Below are 16,313 nucleotides of genomic sequence, written 5' to 3' on the forward strand. Positions count from 1 at the left end.
TCAAACCGCTCCGTGTGTAGCAATGGCCGTGAGACGCGCCGCCAATTGTTCGTGCAAGGCGCGTTGCTCAAGGATGGTCAGGTGTTGCGCCGTGATGACCTCGCGGGTCAACGGCCCGCTGCTCAGGTCTTCCCAATGCGGGTCGGCGAAGTCGGCCTGGGCCAGGGTGTCGCTGGCCCACCAGACATGCACCGGGCAGCTTAGCCGGGCAGGCTTGAAGGTCGCCAGCAGATGCTGCGTGTGCTGCTGGTAGCGCAGCCGCGTTTGCAAATGCTCCCAACTGTCGCCATCGAGTTGCAGGCCTTGCTGGCGTGCCCACTGCACCAGCTCCGGCAGGCGTGCCGCTGGGGGCAGGGCGTCCAGTTGCTCCAGCAATGCGGCCATGATCGGTGGCGGCAACCGGCGCATCACGCTCTGGCTGTCCGGTGTCAGCGCTTGGGAGGCTGACTCCAGCAGCGCCTCGACACTGTCTTCTGGCGCTTGATGCTGGTACTGCGAGTCGATGATACCGAGAAACGCCACTGCTTGGCCCTGGCTTTCCAGGCGCGCGGCCGCGGCAATCGCCAGCAGACCACCGAGGGAGAAGCCCAGCAGGTGGTACGGCCCCTGGGGTTGCTGTTGGCGCAGGTGCTCGACATAGAGCGCGGCGAGGCTCTCGATATCGCCGCCCAGCGTTGTGCTGTCATCGCTCAGGTACGCCGCCTGCAAGCCCCACAGCTGCCAGGCCGACAGCGGCGCCAGCAGCGTGCGGTAATCCTGCACGTGGCCGGTGGAGGGGTGGAAGCAGAACAGGTTGGCGGCTTCGACAGCGTTTGGCGCCGACAACCGCACCAGTGGCGAGAGTTTGAGTTCGGCCTGCACCAATGCTGCAAATGCCGAGACGCTCGGGGCGTTGAACACCGCATTGACCGTCACCGGTGCCGACAGCGCGGTCTGCAGGCGACTGGCAAGCGTCACCGCCGCCAGGGAATGGCCGCCCAGCTCGAAGAAATCATCGTCGATGCCCACTCGCTCCAGGCCCAGCACCTGTGCCCAGACCTCGGCGAGCAAGGCTTCCAGCGGCGTGCGTGGCAAGGCACTGCCGACCGTGTCGAGGACTTTGTCAGCCCATTGCTGCAAGGTCTTGCGGTCGAGCTTGCCGTTGCCCATCAGGGGCAAGGCTTCGACGATCCGCAGGGTGGGCAGCATGTAGTCCGGCAAGCAATCCTGGGCCTGGCCATGCAGCCTGGCGACTGTGGTCGAATGCCCGGGCGCCAGGGTCATGAAGGCGAACAGTTGCTGGCCGAGCTCGCCGCGAGGGATGCATTCCACCGCGGCCTGGGCCACACCGGGAAGGTTGGTCAGCTGCGCCTGGATCTCGTCGAGTTCCACGCGGAACCCACGAATTTTCACCTGGCGGTCGGCCCGCCCGGTGATCTCCAGGCTGCCGTCATGGCGATAGCGGGCCATGTCGCCGGTGCGATAGAGGCGTTCGCCCGGCCGATGTGCCAGCTCGATAAAACGTCCGGCGCTTTGTTGCGTGTCCAGGTACCCGCGGGCCAGTTGCGGGCCGGCGATATACAGCTCGGCGCTTTGCCCTGGGGCGGCCAACGCTTGCTGCTCGTCGAGCAGGTACAGGCGCATGCCGTCGAGGCGGTCGCTGAGGGGCAGGCGACGATAATCCACGCTCGGATCGGCTTTGTGCATCACCACCCCAACGGTGGTTTCGGTCGGGCCGTAATGGTTGAAGACCGTTAGCGCCGGAGCAAGGCTGCGAATGCTTTGCAGCAGGCGCCGCGAGCAGCTTTCGCCACCGAGTATCAATTGTTTGCGCGGCAACACGGCAGCGCTTTGGGCATGAATCAACCAGGCGTCGAGCAACGACGGCACGATCTTCAGGTGATCGATTGGGTACTGCGCCTGCCAGGCTGCCCAAGCCTGGGCGTCCATGGCCGTTTCCTTGTCCAGCAGGTGCAATTCGCCGCCGCTGAGCAGGGCCGGGAACAGCAACGTGTAGCCCAGGTCGGCCGCCAGTGAGGTGACCACTGCACTGCGTTCGCCTGCGGCCAGTTGCAAGCGCCGGGATACGCTGGCGACATAACTGGCCAGCTGTCGGTGCTCGACGATGACGCCTTTGGGTGTACCGGTGCTGCCGGAAGTGAACAGCACGTAGGCCGCGTCCTGTCCTTGGATCTCGACGTTGGTTGCAGTCGTTGGCGCTTGCTGCCAGGCCGCTTCCTCGCGCAGGTCGAGGCTGCCGATGCCCGGCAACGCAGGGGCGCTGCCGGCCGAGCCGCTGAGTATGAAGGTCGGCTGGGCTTGTTGCAGGATCGCCAGCGAGCGTTGTGCCGGCTGATGCACATCCAGGGGAACGAACGCCGCGCCGCTCTTGAGCACGGCGAGCATGGCCAGGACCATCTGTGCCGAGCGATCCAGGTACAGCGCCACGCGATCTTCGCGACCCACGCCCTGGGCGCGCAGGAAATGCGCCAGTTGGTTACTGCGGGCCTGCAGTTGGGCATAGCTCAACTGCCCATTGGGGTCGCGCAGGGCCAAATATTCGGGAAACTGCGCGGCACATTCATCGAAACTCGCCGGCACGCTGGTAAACGGCAGTGCCGTAGCGTCGGATGGCGCCTGCAGGGCGGTCAGCGTTGCGGTAAAACTCGGCGCCTGCACTGACAGTTCGGCCAGGGGCTTGCTTGGATTGGCGAGGGCATCGAGCAGCAGCGATTGGAATTGCTCCAGCAGGACCAGGGCGGCCTGTTCGCTGTAGCGGCCCGGCAGGTGGCAGAGGTTCAGGCGATAGCCGCCAGCGGTCGTTTCGGCCACCAACAGCAGCTCCATGCCCGCGGGGATGGCCTGTGCGTCCAGCACCGTGAGCGTCGACGCCATGCTGCCCAAGGTGTCGAGTCGATCGGGCAACTGCCCACCCCACTGGAAGCCGTACTGCAAAGTGTCGGCCGGCAGTGCAGCGCTGACGCCGCAGTATTCCTGCCATTCGGTGGCTTGCTCGCAGAGCACCTGCAGGTTCGCCAGCGCCTGGGCAAACTGGCTGTCCGCCGCCGCTTGCCAGCGCAGGGGCAGGGGCTTGGCGAACAATCCCCAGCAATCGGCGAGTTCTTCATAGTCGTCGCGGCAATCGTGGACCCAGTTCAAGGTCAGTGCCGGGCTGTCGCCGCTACTCAGGCGCTGCAACAGCACGCCCCAGGCCGTCATCAGCACTTGTTCGGGCGATGCGTCGTGACGTTGGCAAAAGCTGTCCAGGGCCATGCTCAACTGTGGGTTGGCGCTCAAGCGAGTGGTCACCGGGGCGTCGGAGCGGTCGCTGCGAACCTCACGGTAGAGCAACTCGCTGGCGACCGCTTCGTCCAAGGCCTGGCTGGCCCAGAAACGCCGGCCAGGCTCGGCGTCTTCATCGGCCTGCAACTCGTAGAGCCAGGCGCTGTACTGGGTATAGGTCATGGCCTCGTCATCCACCGATGGCGCCTCTATCGAGCCCAATGCCTGCGCCAGGCGCAGCAAGGTCCCGCGATCCGCGCTCAGCGCCGGCAGTTGCAGCGTGACCCGCTGCCGATCGCCGTCGAGCGCTTGCACCTCGACGCTGATGGCGTCCGTGGCCGTGACCGTGGATTCAACCACTTGCAAGGGCATCAGCAAGCCTGGCTCTGGCCGTACCCGCAGGCGCAGGGCCTCGTGGCACACGCTCAGGGCGGCGAGTCGTTGGTGCAGACGCTCCAGGGCCAATGGGCCTTTTATTTCCAGTTCCAGGCGCGCCGCCGGCAACCCCGCCAACCACTGGCTGCGTTGTTGGGGCGAGAGGGCGAAGGCTTCTTCGCGAGTTTCAAAGGCGCTCATGCCTGCACCTCCGCAGCCAGCGGCGGCTGTGCTTCGGGCACGCAACCGGTCAATTGTTCGCGACGCATCATCTGGCCCATGGCGACACAGATCTTGCGCTCACCCTCGAAGGGATCCCGAGCGTGGGCCACCAACATATTGTCCAGCATCACCATGTCACCCTTTTGCCAACTGAAACGTACCGCGCAGTCTTCATAAGCCTCGCCGATCACTTGCATCACTGCGTCTTCAATCACGCTGCCATCGCCGTAGTACACGTTGCGTGGCAAATGTCCGGGGCCGAACAGGCTGATCAGGTTGCTGCGCACTTCCGGCTCCAGGCAGGCGGTGTGGTGCAGTTGCACCTGGTTGAAGAACGACAGTTCCAAGGTCTCGGGATGCTCGACGATGGCCGGGCAGTGCTGGGCGATCCGCAGGTTGTCGGCCCCCAGCCATTCCCAGCGCATGCCCGACGCCAGGCATTGGCGCTCGACTTCCTCGCGCTGTTCGGTCTTGAAGAAGTCCTGCCAGCGCACATCCAGCTTGTCGGTGAAGTGCCGCACGTACAGCAGCCCCAGGGCCTTGAAGCGAGCGACGATGTCCTCGGGCAAGCGCGCCAGCACCTGCCGGCAATCGACGATGGGCGTGCAACCGCCACGCGGCGCCGGCGTTTCGCAATAGAACCACTGCTTGCGTGGCCACTGCGGCAGATGGGAGCTCTCGTTGTGGAAGAGAATCATGTGCTGTTCCGGGTACGGCGTGGAGTGGTAGATGTTCTTGCCGGACTTGTTTTTCGGCAGGTCACCGTAGGTCCCGTAGAGGTCGGGTTCGATGGCCTGGGCGAACTGTTCGAAAGCGCTGGCATCCGGCAGGTTGAAACCCCGGAACAGCAGGCCGCCGTGGGTCAGCAGCTGTGCATTGATCCATTCCCGCGCTTGCAGCGCCCAGTGCACCGGATCCAGGTCGCCGAGCAACGGCTCGATCACCAACGGCAAGGCTTGCCCGGCGCTGAGGGTGCGGGTACGGACCTGCTCATGGGCCACCTGGCTCACAGCGGTTGCACGGGTCTGCTTGAGCTTGCTCAATTTGGACTGCTTGCGGGCGCTGCGGGCCGTGGCTTCGTCGAGCGACGAATCCGCCAGGGACGCTGCGCTGGCGTTGCCACCCTCAAGGCGCCACGACCAATTGTCCAGCGCTTGTCCCGGGGCCGAGACGATCTGCTCCAACAGGCTCTCGAAGCCTTGTTCGAGGCGCTGGATGGTCGGCTCCTGCAACACGCTGGTGCGATACACCCAGCGCACGTTCAGGCCTTGATCTTCGTCCTCTTCGACAAACACGGCGAGGTCGAACTTGCTGCTTTCCTGGCGTGATACCAGGTGTTCCACCTCAAGCTCAGGCAGGCTGGCATTGCCGCTGGGGGTGTTTTGCATGACGAACAGCACCTGGACCAGGGGATTGACCCCTGGTGTACGCGGCGGTTGCAGTTCCTCGACCAGTTTGTCGAACGGCACCTGCTGGTGCTGGAACGCCGACAGGCAATCCTCGCGCAAGCGTTGCAGACGGGCGTCAAAGCTTTCGCCCTCGCTCAGGCGGGCACGGATCGGCAGCACGTTGACGAAGAACCCGATGAGATGCTCCAGGGCCGGATGTTCGCGGTTGGCCAGGTCGGTGCCGACGATAAAGTCGTTGGTCCCGGTGGCCCGTTGCAACAGGCTGTTGAAGGCATTGAGCAGGACCATGAACAGCGTCGCCCGCTGCTGTTGAGCATAGGCCTTGAGCACCTGGGCCTGGGCCGGTGTGAAGCGTTGTTCCAGGGCCGCCCCCTGATAGTCGGGACGCGCCGGGCGTGGCTGGTCAAGCGGTAGCGGGATCAGCGTTGGCGCGCCGTCGAGTTGGCGGCGCCAGTAGTCGATGGCCCGTGCCAGCAGGCGCTGTTGGGTTTCGCTGCGTTGCCAGTAGGCATAGTCGGCGAACTGGATCGGCAACACCGGCAGCACCGGTGTCGAACCGCTGGTACGAGCCTGGTACCCGACGATCAGCTCCTGCATGAGGATGCCCATGGACCACGCATCGGTGGCGATATGATGCAGCACCAATTGCAGCACATGATCGTCGGCGCCCAGGCGCAGCAGACTGGCGCGCAACATCGGCGCCTGTTGCAGATCGAACGGGCGTGCCGCCTGTTCATCAATCAAGCGTTGCAGGGTTTGCGCTTGTTCCTCGTGGTCGAGGTGACTCAGCTCGGTCGGCGTCAGGTCAACCCGCGGTGCCGGGCTGATGACCTGGCAAGGCTGGTCGCCGTGGAGATGGAACGCCGTGCGCAAGGACTCATGGCGTTCGAACACGGCCTGCAACGCCGCTTGCAGCGCTGCGACGTCCAGCGCACCACGCAGCCTGATGGCGGTGGTCATGTTGTAGGCGGCGCTGGGGCCTTCGAAGCGATCCAGGAACCACAACCGTTGTTGGCTGTAGGACAGCGGCAATGGCTGGTTGCGTGGCGCCAGGGCAATCTCGCTGTTGCCGTCGGCCTCGGTCTGGGCGTCGCGTTGCTGATCGACCGCTTCGGCCAATTGTTCCAGGGTGCCACGCTCGAACAGCGTGCGCAACGGCAGGTTCACGTTCAACCGTCGGCGAATCCTCGACAACACCTGGGTGGCCAGCAGCGAGTGACCGCCGATGGCGAAGAAGTCGTCGTGCACACCGACGGTGTCCAGGCCGAGAATTTCCTGCCACAGCTCGGCCAGGACCTGCTCGGTCGGCGTGCGCGGTGCCAAGCACTGCGCCTGCGCCGTTTCGTCCTGGGGCACACCCAGGGCGGCGAGGGCGCGACGGTCGACCTTGCCATTGGCGTTCAGCGGCAATTGCGCAAGGGCCAGCCAACGGGCTGGAACCATGTAGCTTGCCAGCTGCTGGCCCAGGTAAGCGCTCAAGACCTGTTGCGCGGACTCGCCGCCCAGGTTGGCCGTGTCGTCGAGCACATACCAGGCCACCAGTTGTAACGCCCCGCGCGCGTCGGGCAGTGCCAGCACCGCCGCGCTGTCCACCGCTGGGTGTTGCATCAGGCGGTTTTCGATCTCGCCCAGTTCGATGCGGTGGCCACGAATCTTCACTTGCTGGTCGCGCCGCCCGAGGTATTCGATCACGCCATCGGCGCGCATCCGGCCGATATCACCGCTGCGATACAGCCGCGCATCGGCTTGGAACGGGTGCGGAACAAAGGCTTCGCGGGTGCGTTGCGGGTCGCGCAGGTAACCGCGACCGACGCCGACACCACCGATGCACAATTCGCCGGGTACACCGACAGGGACCAGGCGCAGCGCCGAGTCGAGAACGAACACCTGGTTATTGGCAGTCGGCTTGCCGATGGGCATGTGCAGGCAGTCGTCGGCGGGCGCTTCGGTGATGGGGTAGAAGGCAACGTCGTCCGAGCATTCGGCGGGACCGTAGGCGTTCATCAACGGGATCGCCGGGAAGCGGGCGAACCAGTCCCGCGCCAGGGCCGGCGGCAATGCCTCACCGGTGGGCAGGAGCCAGCGCAGGCTCGCCAAGGTGTGGTGCGTCTGGCTTTCCTGGAGCATGCCGCGAATCAGCGCCGGCACGGTTTCCAGCAGTGTCAGTTGCTGCTCTTGAACCGCATCGAGCAGAGCCACAGGGTCATGGGCCTGGGCATCGGGAAGAATGTGCACGGTGGCGCCGAACAGTGGCGCGGCGAGGAACTGCCACACGCTGATATCGAACGCCGCTGAAGCCGTCTGGGCAATCCGGTCGTGCTCACCCAAGCCCAGGCTCGGGACCTTGCCGAACATGTTGTTGAGCATCCCGCGTTGTTCAACCATCACGCCTTTTGGCGTGCCGGTGGAACCCGAGGTGAAGATCACGTAGGCCAATTGATCCGGGTTGTGCGCATAGGTGACCGGCGGCTGTTCGCGGCCTTGCCAGAGCGCCTGGGCGATCAGGCAGGTGGGTTGCTGGCGCATCTGCGGCAGGACGTTGTCCAGCGTCGAGCTTGCGTGCTCGCAGACCAGCAACAGCGGTGCTTCGCCCAGGTCCAGCAGCTCCGCCAGACGTGCATGGGGCTGTTGGATGTCCAGGGCCTGGAACGCCGCGCCGACCTTGAGCGTGGCGATCATCATCGTCAGCAAGGCCAGGCCTCGCTCAGCGAACAGCGCCACCAGGGTTTCCGGGCCGGCACCGGCCGCTTGCAGCGCATGGGCGATGCTGTTGGCGCGGCGGTCCAGTTCGGCGTAGGTCAGCGATTGCCCCTGGCATACGGCAGCGAGGTGTTGTGGACGGTTGCGCACTTGTTCGGCGAACAGCGCCGCATAGCCGCGCTCCAGCGGGAAGTCGACGTCGCTGCGGTTGCAGTCGATCTGCAACTGCCGGCGTTCCGCCTCGGGCAGCATGTGCAGGCTGCCCAGTGGCGCTTGCGGCGTCTCCAGCATGCCCGAAAGCAGCTGCACCAGATGGCCGAGCATGCGCTGCACGGTGTCAGTGCTGAAACGCATGCTGTCGTAGGACAGGCGAATGCCCAGGCGGTCGCCGGGGTACAGCACCACCGTCATCGGGAAGTTGGTGTGCACCCGGTCTTCATAGATGTCGATGCTGAAGGCATCCAGTTTCACGCTGCTGATATCCAGCGGCGCGTTCTCGAACACCACCAGGCTGTCGAACAACTGCTGGCCGCGCGGCACTTGGCTGCAACGCTGGATGTCCACCAGCGAAGCGCTTTCGTGTTCGCGCAATTGCGCGTTGTGGGACAGCAGCGCCTGCAACCAGTCGGCCACTGGCACCTCGGGGTCGACATCGATGCGCAGTGGCAGGCTGTTGATGAACAGCCCGACCATTTCTTCTACGCCGACAAGGTCAGTCGGGCGGCCGGCGACGGTCACGCCGAACAGCACATCGCGGTTGCCGCTGTAGCGCGACAGCAACAGCGCCCAGGCGCCCTGGATCCAGGTGTTGGGGGTCAGTTGGTATTGCTGGCACAGCTGCTGCAGCCGCTGGGTCTGGGCGATGCTCAGGGTCTGGTCGAAGTCGCCGACCTGTTCCGGTGCCTGCTCCGGGCGTGCCACGGGGGTGTCCACATGCAGTGGCGTCGGTTCGCTGAAACCGGCCATTTCGGCCTGCCAGAACGCATGGGCGGCGGCCATGTCATGGCGTTCCAGCCAGCTCATGTAGCCGCGGAAGGAGCGCAGGCGTGGACGGGCCACCGGCTCCTGGCGCACGATGGCCTGATAGATCGCCAGCAGGTCTTCCATCAGCAGGCCGAAGCACCAGGCGTCGGTCAGGATGTGGTGGAAGCTGCGCACCACGGCGAAGCGCCGCTCATCGAGTTGGAACACCCGCAGGTGGGTCAGCGGCGCACAGGCCATGTCGAAACCTTGCAGGCGCTGTGCTTCGAGGGCCTGGTCCATCGCCAGGCGCTGCTGTTCTTCATCGAGGTGGCGCAGGTCCTGCCAGTCGAACGCCCGATGAGTTTGGCGGTATACGCATTGCAGCGGCTCATGATCGTCCTGCCACCAGAAGGCAGTGCGCATCATGGGATGGCGCTCAAGGAACAACTGCCAGGCCGCTTCCATCGCCGGGCGCTGCAGTACCCCGTCCCAGCTGTAGCGTTGCTGCATCAGGTAGATGCCGCTGTGGGGTTGCAACAGGGTGTGCAACAGCATGCCCTGTTGCATGGACGACAGCGGGTAGACGTCTTCGATGTTCGACCAGTCCAGCGGTTCGGATGCCAGGGTCGCCGCTTGCTTGTGGCACAACGCAAATGCCTGGCTGGCGGGGCGCAGGTCGGCTGCGCTGGCCAATCCGGCGAGTTCGCTCAAGCGTTGTGCAAGGCGCGGTGCCCAGTCGGCGGCGAGGGCGCCGTGGCTGCGCAGGTGCAGGCAGTCATCCTGCCACCAGGCGTCCAGGGTCAGCGGGCAAGTCGAAGCTGTCGCGGGGCTTGCGGCTTCGACCTGGGCCAGGATGCCACGCTCTTCGCGATGGCTGTCGAGGTTGCCGAGCCAGCGAATGGCCACCGATGCCGCCGGCAGATCACGCAGCGGTTCTTGCAGGTAGGTGTTGTCCGACAGGAAACGCAGGGCGCCATAGTCGACGCCGTGCTGCGGGTAGGCGCGCATTTGCGCGGTCAGGGCATGCAAGCGTTGCAGCAGGCTGTCGCCTTCGGGCTGGAGGAAGTACGGCACAGCCAGGGCCAATGGTCCCATGATGCGTGCCGGGTCGAGGTCGGCCACGGCAATCGGCGCATTTACCGGCAGGCGCTCGGCGCTTGGACGGGCATCGTGCACGCTCAGCGCAACCAGGCCATTGCCGCACAGTTCACGGCACTGTTCGACCACGGCAGCGGCCAACAGGCTGTTCCAGTCCAGTTGCAGCACTTCGCCCAAACGCTTGAGCTCACCTGAGGTGGCGGCCGGCAGGGTCTGCTCGACCACGCTGGCCGGCTGCTGGCTGTTCGGCAGTTGCAGCGTTTCCGTGCCGGCGTATTGCAGCCAGTGTTCCCAGGCGTCGTCCAGGGCATCGCCCTGTGCATGGGCCTGCTGGTGCCGCGTCCACTGAGTGAAATCGCCACCGGTGTAGGACAGGCGCACCGGCCGCTGATAGCGCAGTTGCGCCAGGGCCAGGTTGAGGTCAGTCAGCAGCAGCGACCAGGATGCCTCGTCCAGACACAGCGGATGAGCGGCCAGCAGCAGGGCGTGTTTGCCGTCCACCTCCAGCAGGCGGGCATGCAGGGTTTGGCCGGCGTCCAGTGCCAGCGCGTCGACACCGGCCTGGGCCAGGGCTTGCAGTTGCCCCGGCGTGCAGGTCTCCAGTTTCTCGGTGGCGATGACCGGGGCCTTGGCCGCGACCAGTACCCGTTGCTGCCACTGGCCCTCCGGCAGGGCCTTGAGCGCCAGGCGCAAGGCCTGGTGGTGTTGCTGCAAGGCGCAGATGGCCTGGGTCAGCAGCTCGCTATCGAGCGTCTGGCTCAGCGCCACGCAACGCCAGGTGGCGTGCAACGGCCCTTGTTGCAGGCGCGCCAGTTGCCCGGCGGCCAGCGGCAGGTCATAGCCATCGGCAATCTCGTGTGCCACGCCATGGCTGGCATCGGCGCCCAGCACCCGGGCGATATCGGCGATGGTGCGGTTCTCGAAGAGCTGGCGGGGCGTGAGTTTCAGCCCTTGCTGGTTGGCGCGGGCGATGATCTGCAAGTTGATGATCGAATCGCCGCCCAGGGCGAAGAAGTTGTCGTGCACGCCGACACGTTCCAGCTTCAGGACTTCCTGCCAGATGGCGGCCAGATGCGCTTCGACTTCATTGCGCGGCGCGACATGGGTGGCGCTGTCGTCCGTGGGTTTTTGCGGGAGCGGCAAGCGCTGGACATCGACCTTGCCGTTGCGGGTCAGAGGCAGTTCGTCGAGGGTGATGAAGTGCGCCGGCACCATGTAGTCCGGCACCCGCGCACCCAGGTCGTTACGCAGTTTCGTGGCGGACAGCGACTGGCTGGCGACCAGGTAGGCCACCAGGCGCAAACTGCCGTCCAGTTCCACGGCACGGACCAGCGCCTGTTCGATCAGCGGCGACAGGCGCTTGAGCTGCGCTTCGACTTCGCCCAGCTCCAGGCGGTTGCCGCGGATCTTGACCTGACTGTCGACCCGACCGAGGAACGCCAGTTGGCCGTCCACTTGCCAGCGCACGCGGTCGCCAGTGCGATACCAGCGTTGCTGATCGGCGTCGAGATGGAAGCGTTCGGCGGTCAGGTCCGGGCGGTGCAGGTAACCCCGGGCCAGGGCGCCGTTGATCAGCAGTTCGCCGGATACCCCGGTGGGCACCAGGCGGCCGTTGGCATCGACCACTTGCAGTTGACGGTTCGGCAGTGGCCGGCCGAGGGCGATGCTGCGCAGGCCCGCCGGCAACTCGGTGGCAATCGCCCCGACTGTCGCTTCGCTCGGCCCATAGTGGTTGAAAACCCTGAGCCCTGGCGCCAGGCGGTTGACCTGTTCCAGCAGCGCCGGGCTGAGGGCGTCGCCGCCGAAGACCAGCAGGGCGCGGGGCAGCAGGCGGGCATCGGGCAACGCCTGCAACAGGCCGGCCAGATGACTTGGGGTGATCTTCAGCACATCCACCGGGTGTTGGTCGAAGAGTTCGGCCAGTGCCAGGGGGCTGAAACCGCTGTCTTCATCCACCAGCAACAAGCTGGCGCCGCTGCACAGGGCGCCGAACAGTTGGGTGTGGCCCAGGTCGGCGGCGATGCTGGACAGCAAGCCGTAGCGAGCCGCCGGTGGCGGGTTGAGCACTGCGTGCACCGCCGTCAGGTAATCGACGATGGACTGGTGCTCGACCACCACGCCCTTGGGGGTGCCGGTGGAGCCCGAGGTGTAGATCACGTAGGCAGCATCGGTCGGGCTGTGGACCACGACCGGTGGCGTGTCTGGCTGGGAGGCGATGGCGTCGGTCTGTTCCGCCAACCACAGCGTCGGCGTGTGCTCGGCCAGGTCTTTGAGCAGGGGTGAAGCGGCGGCACCGATCAGCAGTGCGGCGCGGCTGTCCACCAGCACGTCGGCCAGGCGCCCGGCAGGCTGCTTGAGGTCCAGCGGCAGATAGGCGGCGCCGGCCTTGAGGGTGGCCAGCAGGGCGATCACGAACTCGGCGCTGCGTTCCAGGGCCAGTGCCACCACGCTGTCGTGGCCGATGCCCTGGGCACGCAAATACTGGCTGAGGCGGTTGGCCTGCTGATCCAGTTCACGGTAAGTCAGGGCGCTCTGGCGGTCGCGCACCGCCAGCTGTTGCGGGTGGGCGGCCACCTGTTGTTCGAAGCGCTGGTGCAGGCACGTAGCGGCTACCGGCAGTTGTACACCACGGCCCTGCACGAGCAATTGCTGGCGTTCTTCAGGGCTCAGCCATTCAAGCTCGCTGACCCGGCACTGCGCGTGCGCCGTCATCGCCAACAGGATCGCGCGCAATTGGGCCGACAACACCGCGACTTCGGCATCGCTGAAGCGACTGCGGTCGTAGCTGATCAGGTAGTGCAGTTGTTTGTCCGGCACCACGATCAGCGACAACGGGAAGTGGTTGCGGCCTTGGGTGTGGGTAATGCCATCGACCTGCTGGTCGCTGCTCGGGGCACTGAAACTCAAGCCACCGGTGTCCTGGTTAAGTGCGTCGGTGACCGGGAAGTTCTCGAACACCAGGATCGAGTCGAACAGCGCTTGTTCAGCGGCGATGCGCGTCATCGACTTGAGTTTGCCCAGTGGCAGGTAGGCGTGGTGGCGCAGATCGCTGTTGGCTTGCTGCAAGTGTTGCAGCCAGTCCACCAGGGTCGGCTCGTCGGCCCATTGCACGCGCAGCGGCAAGGTATTGATGAACAGCCCGACGGTGCTGTCTACCGCCGCCAGGTTCTCCGGACGCCCGGCGACTGTGACGCCATAGACCACGTCGTCACGCCCGGCGTGTTGGCCCAGCAGCAGTGCCCAGGCGCCCTGGATCAGCGTGTTGATGGTCAGGTCATGCTGACGGGCGAAGTGCGCCAGTTGCTCGGTTTCGCTGGCGGCCAGCAGGCTTTCCCGTTCGGCGAACGGTGCCCCCGCAGGCGCTGGCTGGCGTACGGCGAAGCTGGGCAGTGGGGTCGGCTCGCTGACGTCCTGCAACTGTTCGCGCCAGAAGCTTTCGGTGGCGGCCATGTCCTGTTCCGCCAGCCAGGCGATGTAGTCTCGATAAGGGCGGGTCGGCGCCAAGTGGGCGGGGCGGCCATGGGCTTGTTCGTAGTACAGCGCCAGCCACTCCTGCACGGCGATGCCGACGCTCCAGCCGTCCATGAGGATGTGATGGAAGGTCCAGATCAGATGCCAGCGCTCGGGGGCCAGGCGCACCAGGCACACGCGCATCAGCGGCGAGTCATTCAGCTCCAGGGGTTGTGCCCGTTGTTCCAGTGCCAACTGTTCCAGCGCGGCCTGCGGCTCGGCGCGGTCCTGCCAGTCCAGTTCAGTCAAGGGCAACTCAACGTCCTGTTGCACCACCTGATAGGCATCGTCCAGTTCCTCCCAGAGAAAAGCACTGCGCAGCACCGCGTGACGCTGCATCAGCGCCTGCCAGGCACCACGAAAAGCGCTCAATTGCAGCGGGCCGTTCATGTCCAGGCTCAACTGCTGGTAATACACCCGCGAATCCGGTTCGTAGACGCTGTGGAACAACAGGCCGTGCTGGGTCGGCGAAAGGGAGTAGATGTCTTCGATGTTGTTCATGCTTGTTTGGTCCATTTCAAAGTCTTGAAAACTCAAGTGAGTCGATCAGGGCGCCGCGCCGGTCCGAGACCTGCGCGGGCGCGGCGTCGCTCGCTAGCTTTGGGAATTGGGTTTGGTCTTGAGTTTGCCCAGCAGCTTGTCCAGGGACTTCTGGTTCAGCGCCTTGGCCAGCGGGAAATCCGCTGGCATCAGCGAACCGGCCTGCGGGTCGAGGCAGTGCTCGACCAGCGCCTGCAAGTGTTCCAGCAGACGAGCGGGCAAACGGCTGTCGGCGTTCGGCGTGACGCTGTGCCATTCGACACGCAACACGCCGTCCTCCAGCCAGGCCACTACTTCACGGGCATGGGTCACTCGGTTCACCGGGGCCACCTCCGGCGGCGGGGTCAGGCTGCTGGCGCGTAACCAGCCCTCTGGCGTTTGCTCATGCCCCAGGTAGTTGAACAGCACATCACCGTGGCTGGCCGGCAACTCGCCGCGCTGACGCAGCAAGCCGTAGCCAAGGCCTTGGCCGGGTACGTCACGCAAGGCTTGCTTGGCGTTGCGCACCTGCTCGCCCGCGGCACCGCGGGCGTTCACCCGCAGTGGGTACAGCGTGGTGAACCAGCCGACGGTGCGGCCGACGTCCAGCCCGGCAAACGGTGCGTCACGTCCGTGGCGCTCAAGGTCCACCACGATATCGCTGCGCTGTTCGACCTCGGCCAGGGTCGCGGCGAGGGCGGCGATCAGCAGTTCTTCCGGTTGCGTGCGGTACGCCGCGTGGGACTCGGTCAGCCATTGCTGCGTGCGGCTGGCATCCCAGCGGGCCGCCAGTGTCTGGCGCTCGGCGACCGTGGCCATTGGCGGCCGGTTCGTGCCGACCTGGGCACTCCAGTAGCGATGCTCGGTAGCAGCCTTCGCGGCATGGGCTTGCAGGTGTTCGGCCCATTGACGATACGAGGTGGTTTTTGCCGGCAACGCCGCGCTTTCGCCACGTTCCAGGGCGGGGTACAGCTGTTGGAAGTCTTCCAGCAGCGGCGTCCAGGACACCGCATCGACCACCAGGTGATGGGCCACCAGGTACAGGCGCTGCGGCGTGCCCTCCAACAGGGCTGCGGCAAACAACGGGCCGTGTTGCAGGTCCAGGCTCTGCGCGACGTGCAGCAGTTGTTCCGGGCGCTCGCAGCGGGTCAGTTTGGCCGGGGCCACCGGCGCGATGTGCGCCTGCCATTGCCCGTCGATGTTGCTGAAACGCAAGCGCAGGGCGTCGTGGTGGGCCACCAGCCGGTCCAGCGTGGCTTGCACGATGGCCGGTTCCAGGCGACGGTCGCTGTCGGCCAGAACCGATTGGTTCCAGTGGGCGGCCTGGACCTGCTGCTGGTCGAAGAACCACTGGTGCAACGGCATCAGCGGCATTGGCCCGGTCACGTCGCCTTGCTCGGCCTGGGTCAACAGAGTCGTGGTCACGTGGGCCAGCGCCGCCGGGGTCGGCGAACGGAACAGGTCCCGTGGCGTGAGCGAATAGCCCTGTTCACGCAGGCGCGAGATCAGTTTCAGGCCGAGGATCGAGTCACCACCCAGGGCAAAGAAACTGTCCGAGGTGCCGACTTCACGGCCGCCGGTCAAGGTGTCGCCGAGCAGTTCGCCGAACAACTGGCAGAGCAGGCGTTCCAGCTCGTTGCGCGGTGCCGCGTAGTCTTTCTGGGTGCTTGGCAGGGGCAGGGCAGCCAGGGCCTTGCGGTCGATCTTGCCGTTGGTGCTCAGGGGCAGGGCCGGGATTTGCACCCACACCGCCGGCACCATGTACGCCGGCAGTTCGGCCGCAAGCTGGGTGTCGAGGTCCGACTGCGCGGTGCTACTGCTGTAGAACGCCACCAGGCGGTTGTCGATGACCAGGGTGCAGGCGCCGGTGATGGCCGGCAGGTTAAGCAGCGCTGAGTCGATTTCCCCCAGCTCGATGCGCTGGCCGCGCAATTTCACCTGATGGTCGAGACGCCCCAGGTACTCGATGTTGCCATCAGCCAGGAAGCGGCAACGGTCACCGGTGCGGTACAGGCGATCACCGGCCACGAATGGACTGGTGAGGAAGCGTTCCTCGGTCAGGTCCGGGCGTTTCAGATAACCCCGGGCCACGCCAACGCCACCGATGTACAGCTCGCCGATGCTGCCAATCGGCAACGGTTGCATGGCCTCGTCGAGGATGTACAAACGCAGGTTGGCAATGGGCTTGCCGATCGGCACGATCACGTCGTTGGCCGAGCAACGCCAGACCGAGACGTCGATGGCCGCTTCGGTCGG

The 16,313-nt window shown here is 65.4% G+C and carries 3 protein-coding genes; all 3 read right to left on the bottom strand.

What is annotated here, in order from left to right; translation table 11 throughout:
- Positions 1 to 3,837, bottom strand: coding sequence for a non-ribosomal peptide synthetase (locus T3A99_RS13755; protein ID WP_139049747.1), 3,837 nt, complete (start codon positions 3,835 to 3,837; stop codon positions 1 to 3).
- Positions 3,834 to 14,039, bottom strand: coding sequence for a non-ribosomal peptide synthetase (locus T3A99_RS13760; RefSeq protein ID WP_322834468.1), 10,206 nt, complete (start codon positions 14,037 to 14,039; stop codon positions 3,834 to 3,836). Before T3A99_RS13760 ends, T3A99_RS13755 begins: the two co-directional genes overlap by 4 nt.
- Positions 14,040 to 14,132: 93 nt before the next feature.
- A partial coding sequence (locus T3A99_RS13765; protein WP_322834469.1) for a condensation domain-containing protein occupies positions 14,133 to 16,313 on the bottom strand: 2,181 nt, incomplete at its 5' end.

It is taken from the genome of Pseudomonas sp. N-137 (genome assembly GCF_034555295.1).
GTDB lineage: Bacteria > Pseudomonadota > Gammaproteobacteria > Pseudomonadales > Pseudomonadaceae > Aquipseudomonas > Aquipseudomonas rhizophila.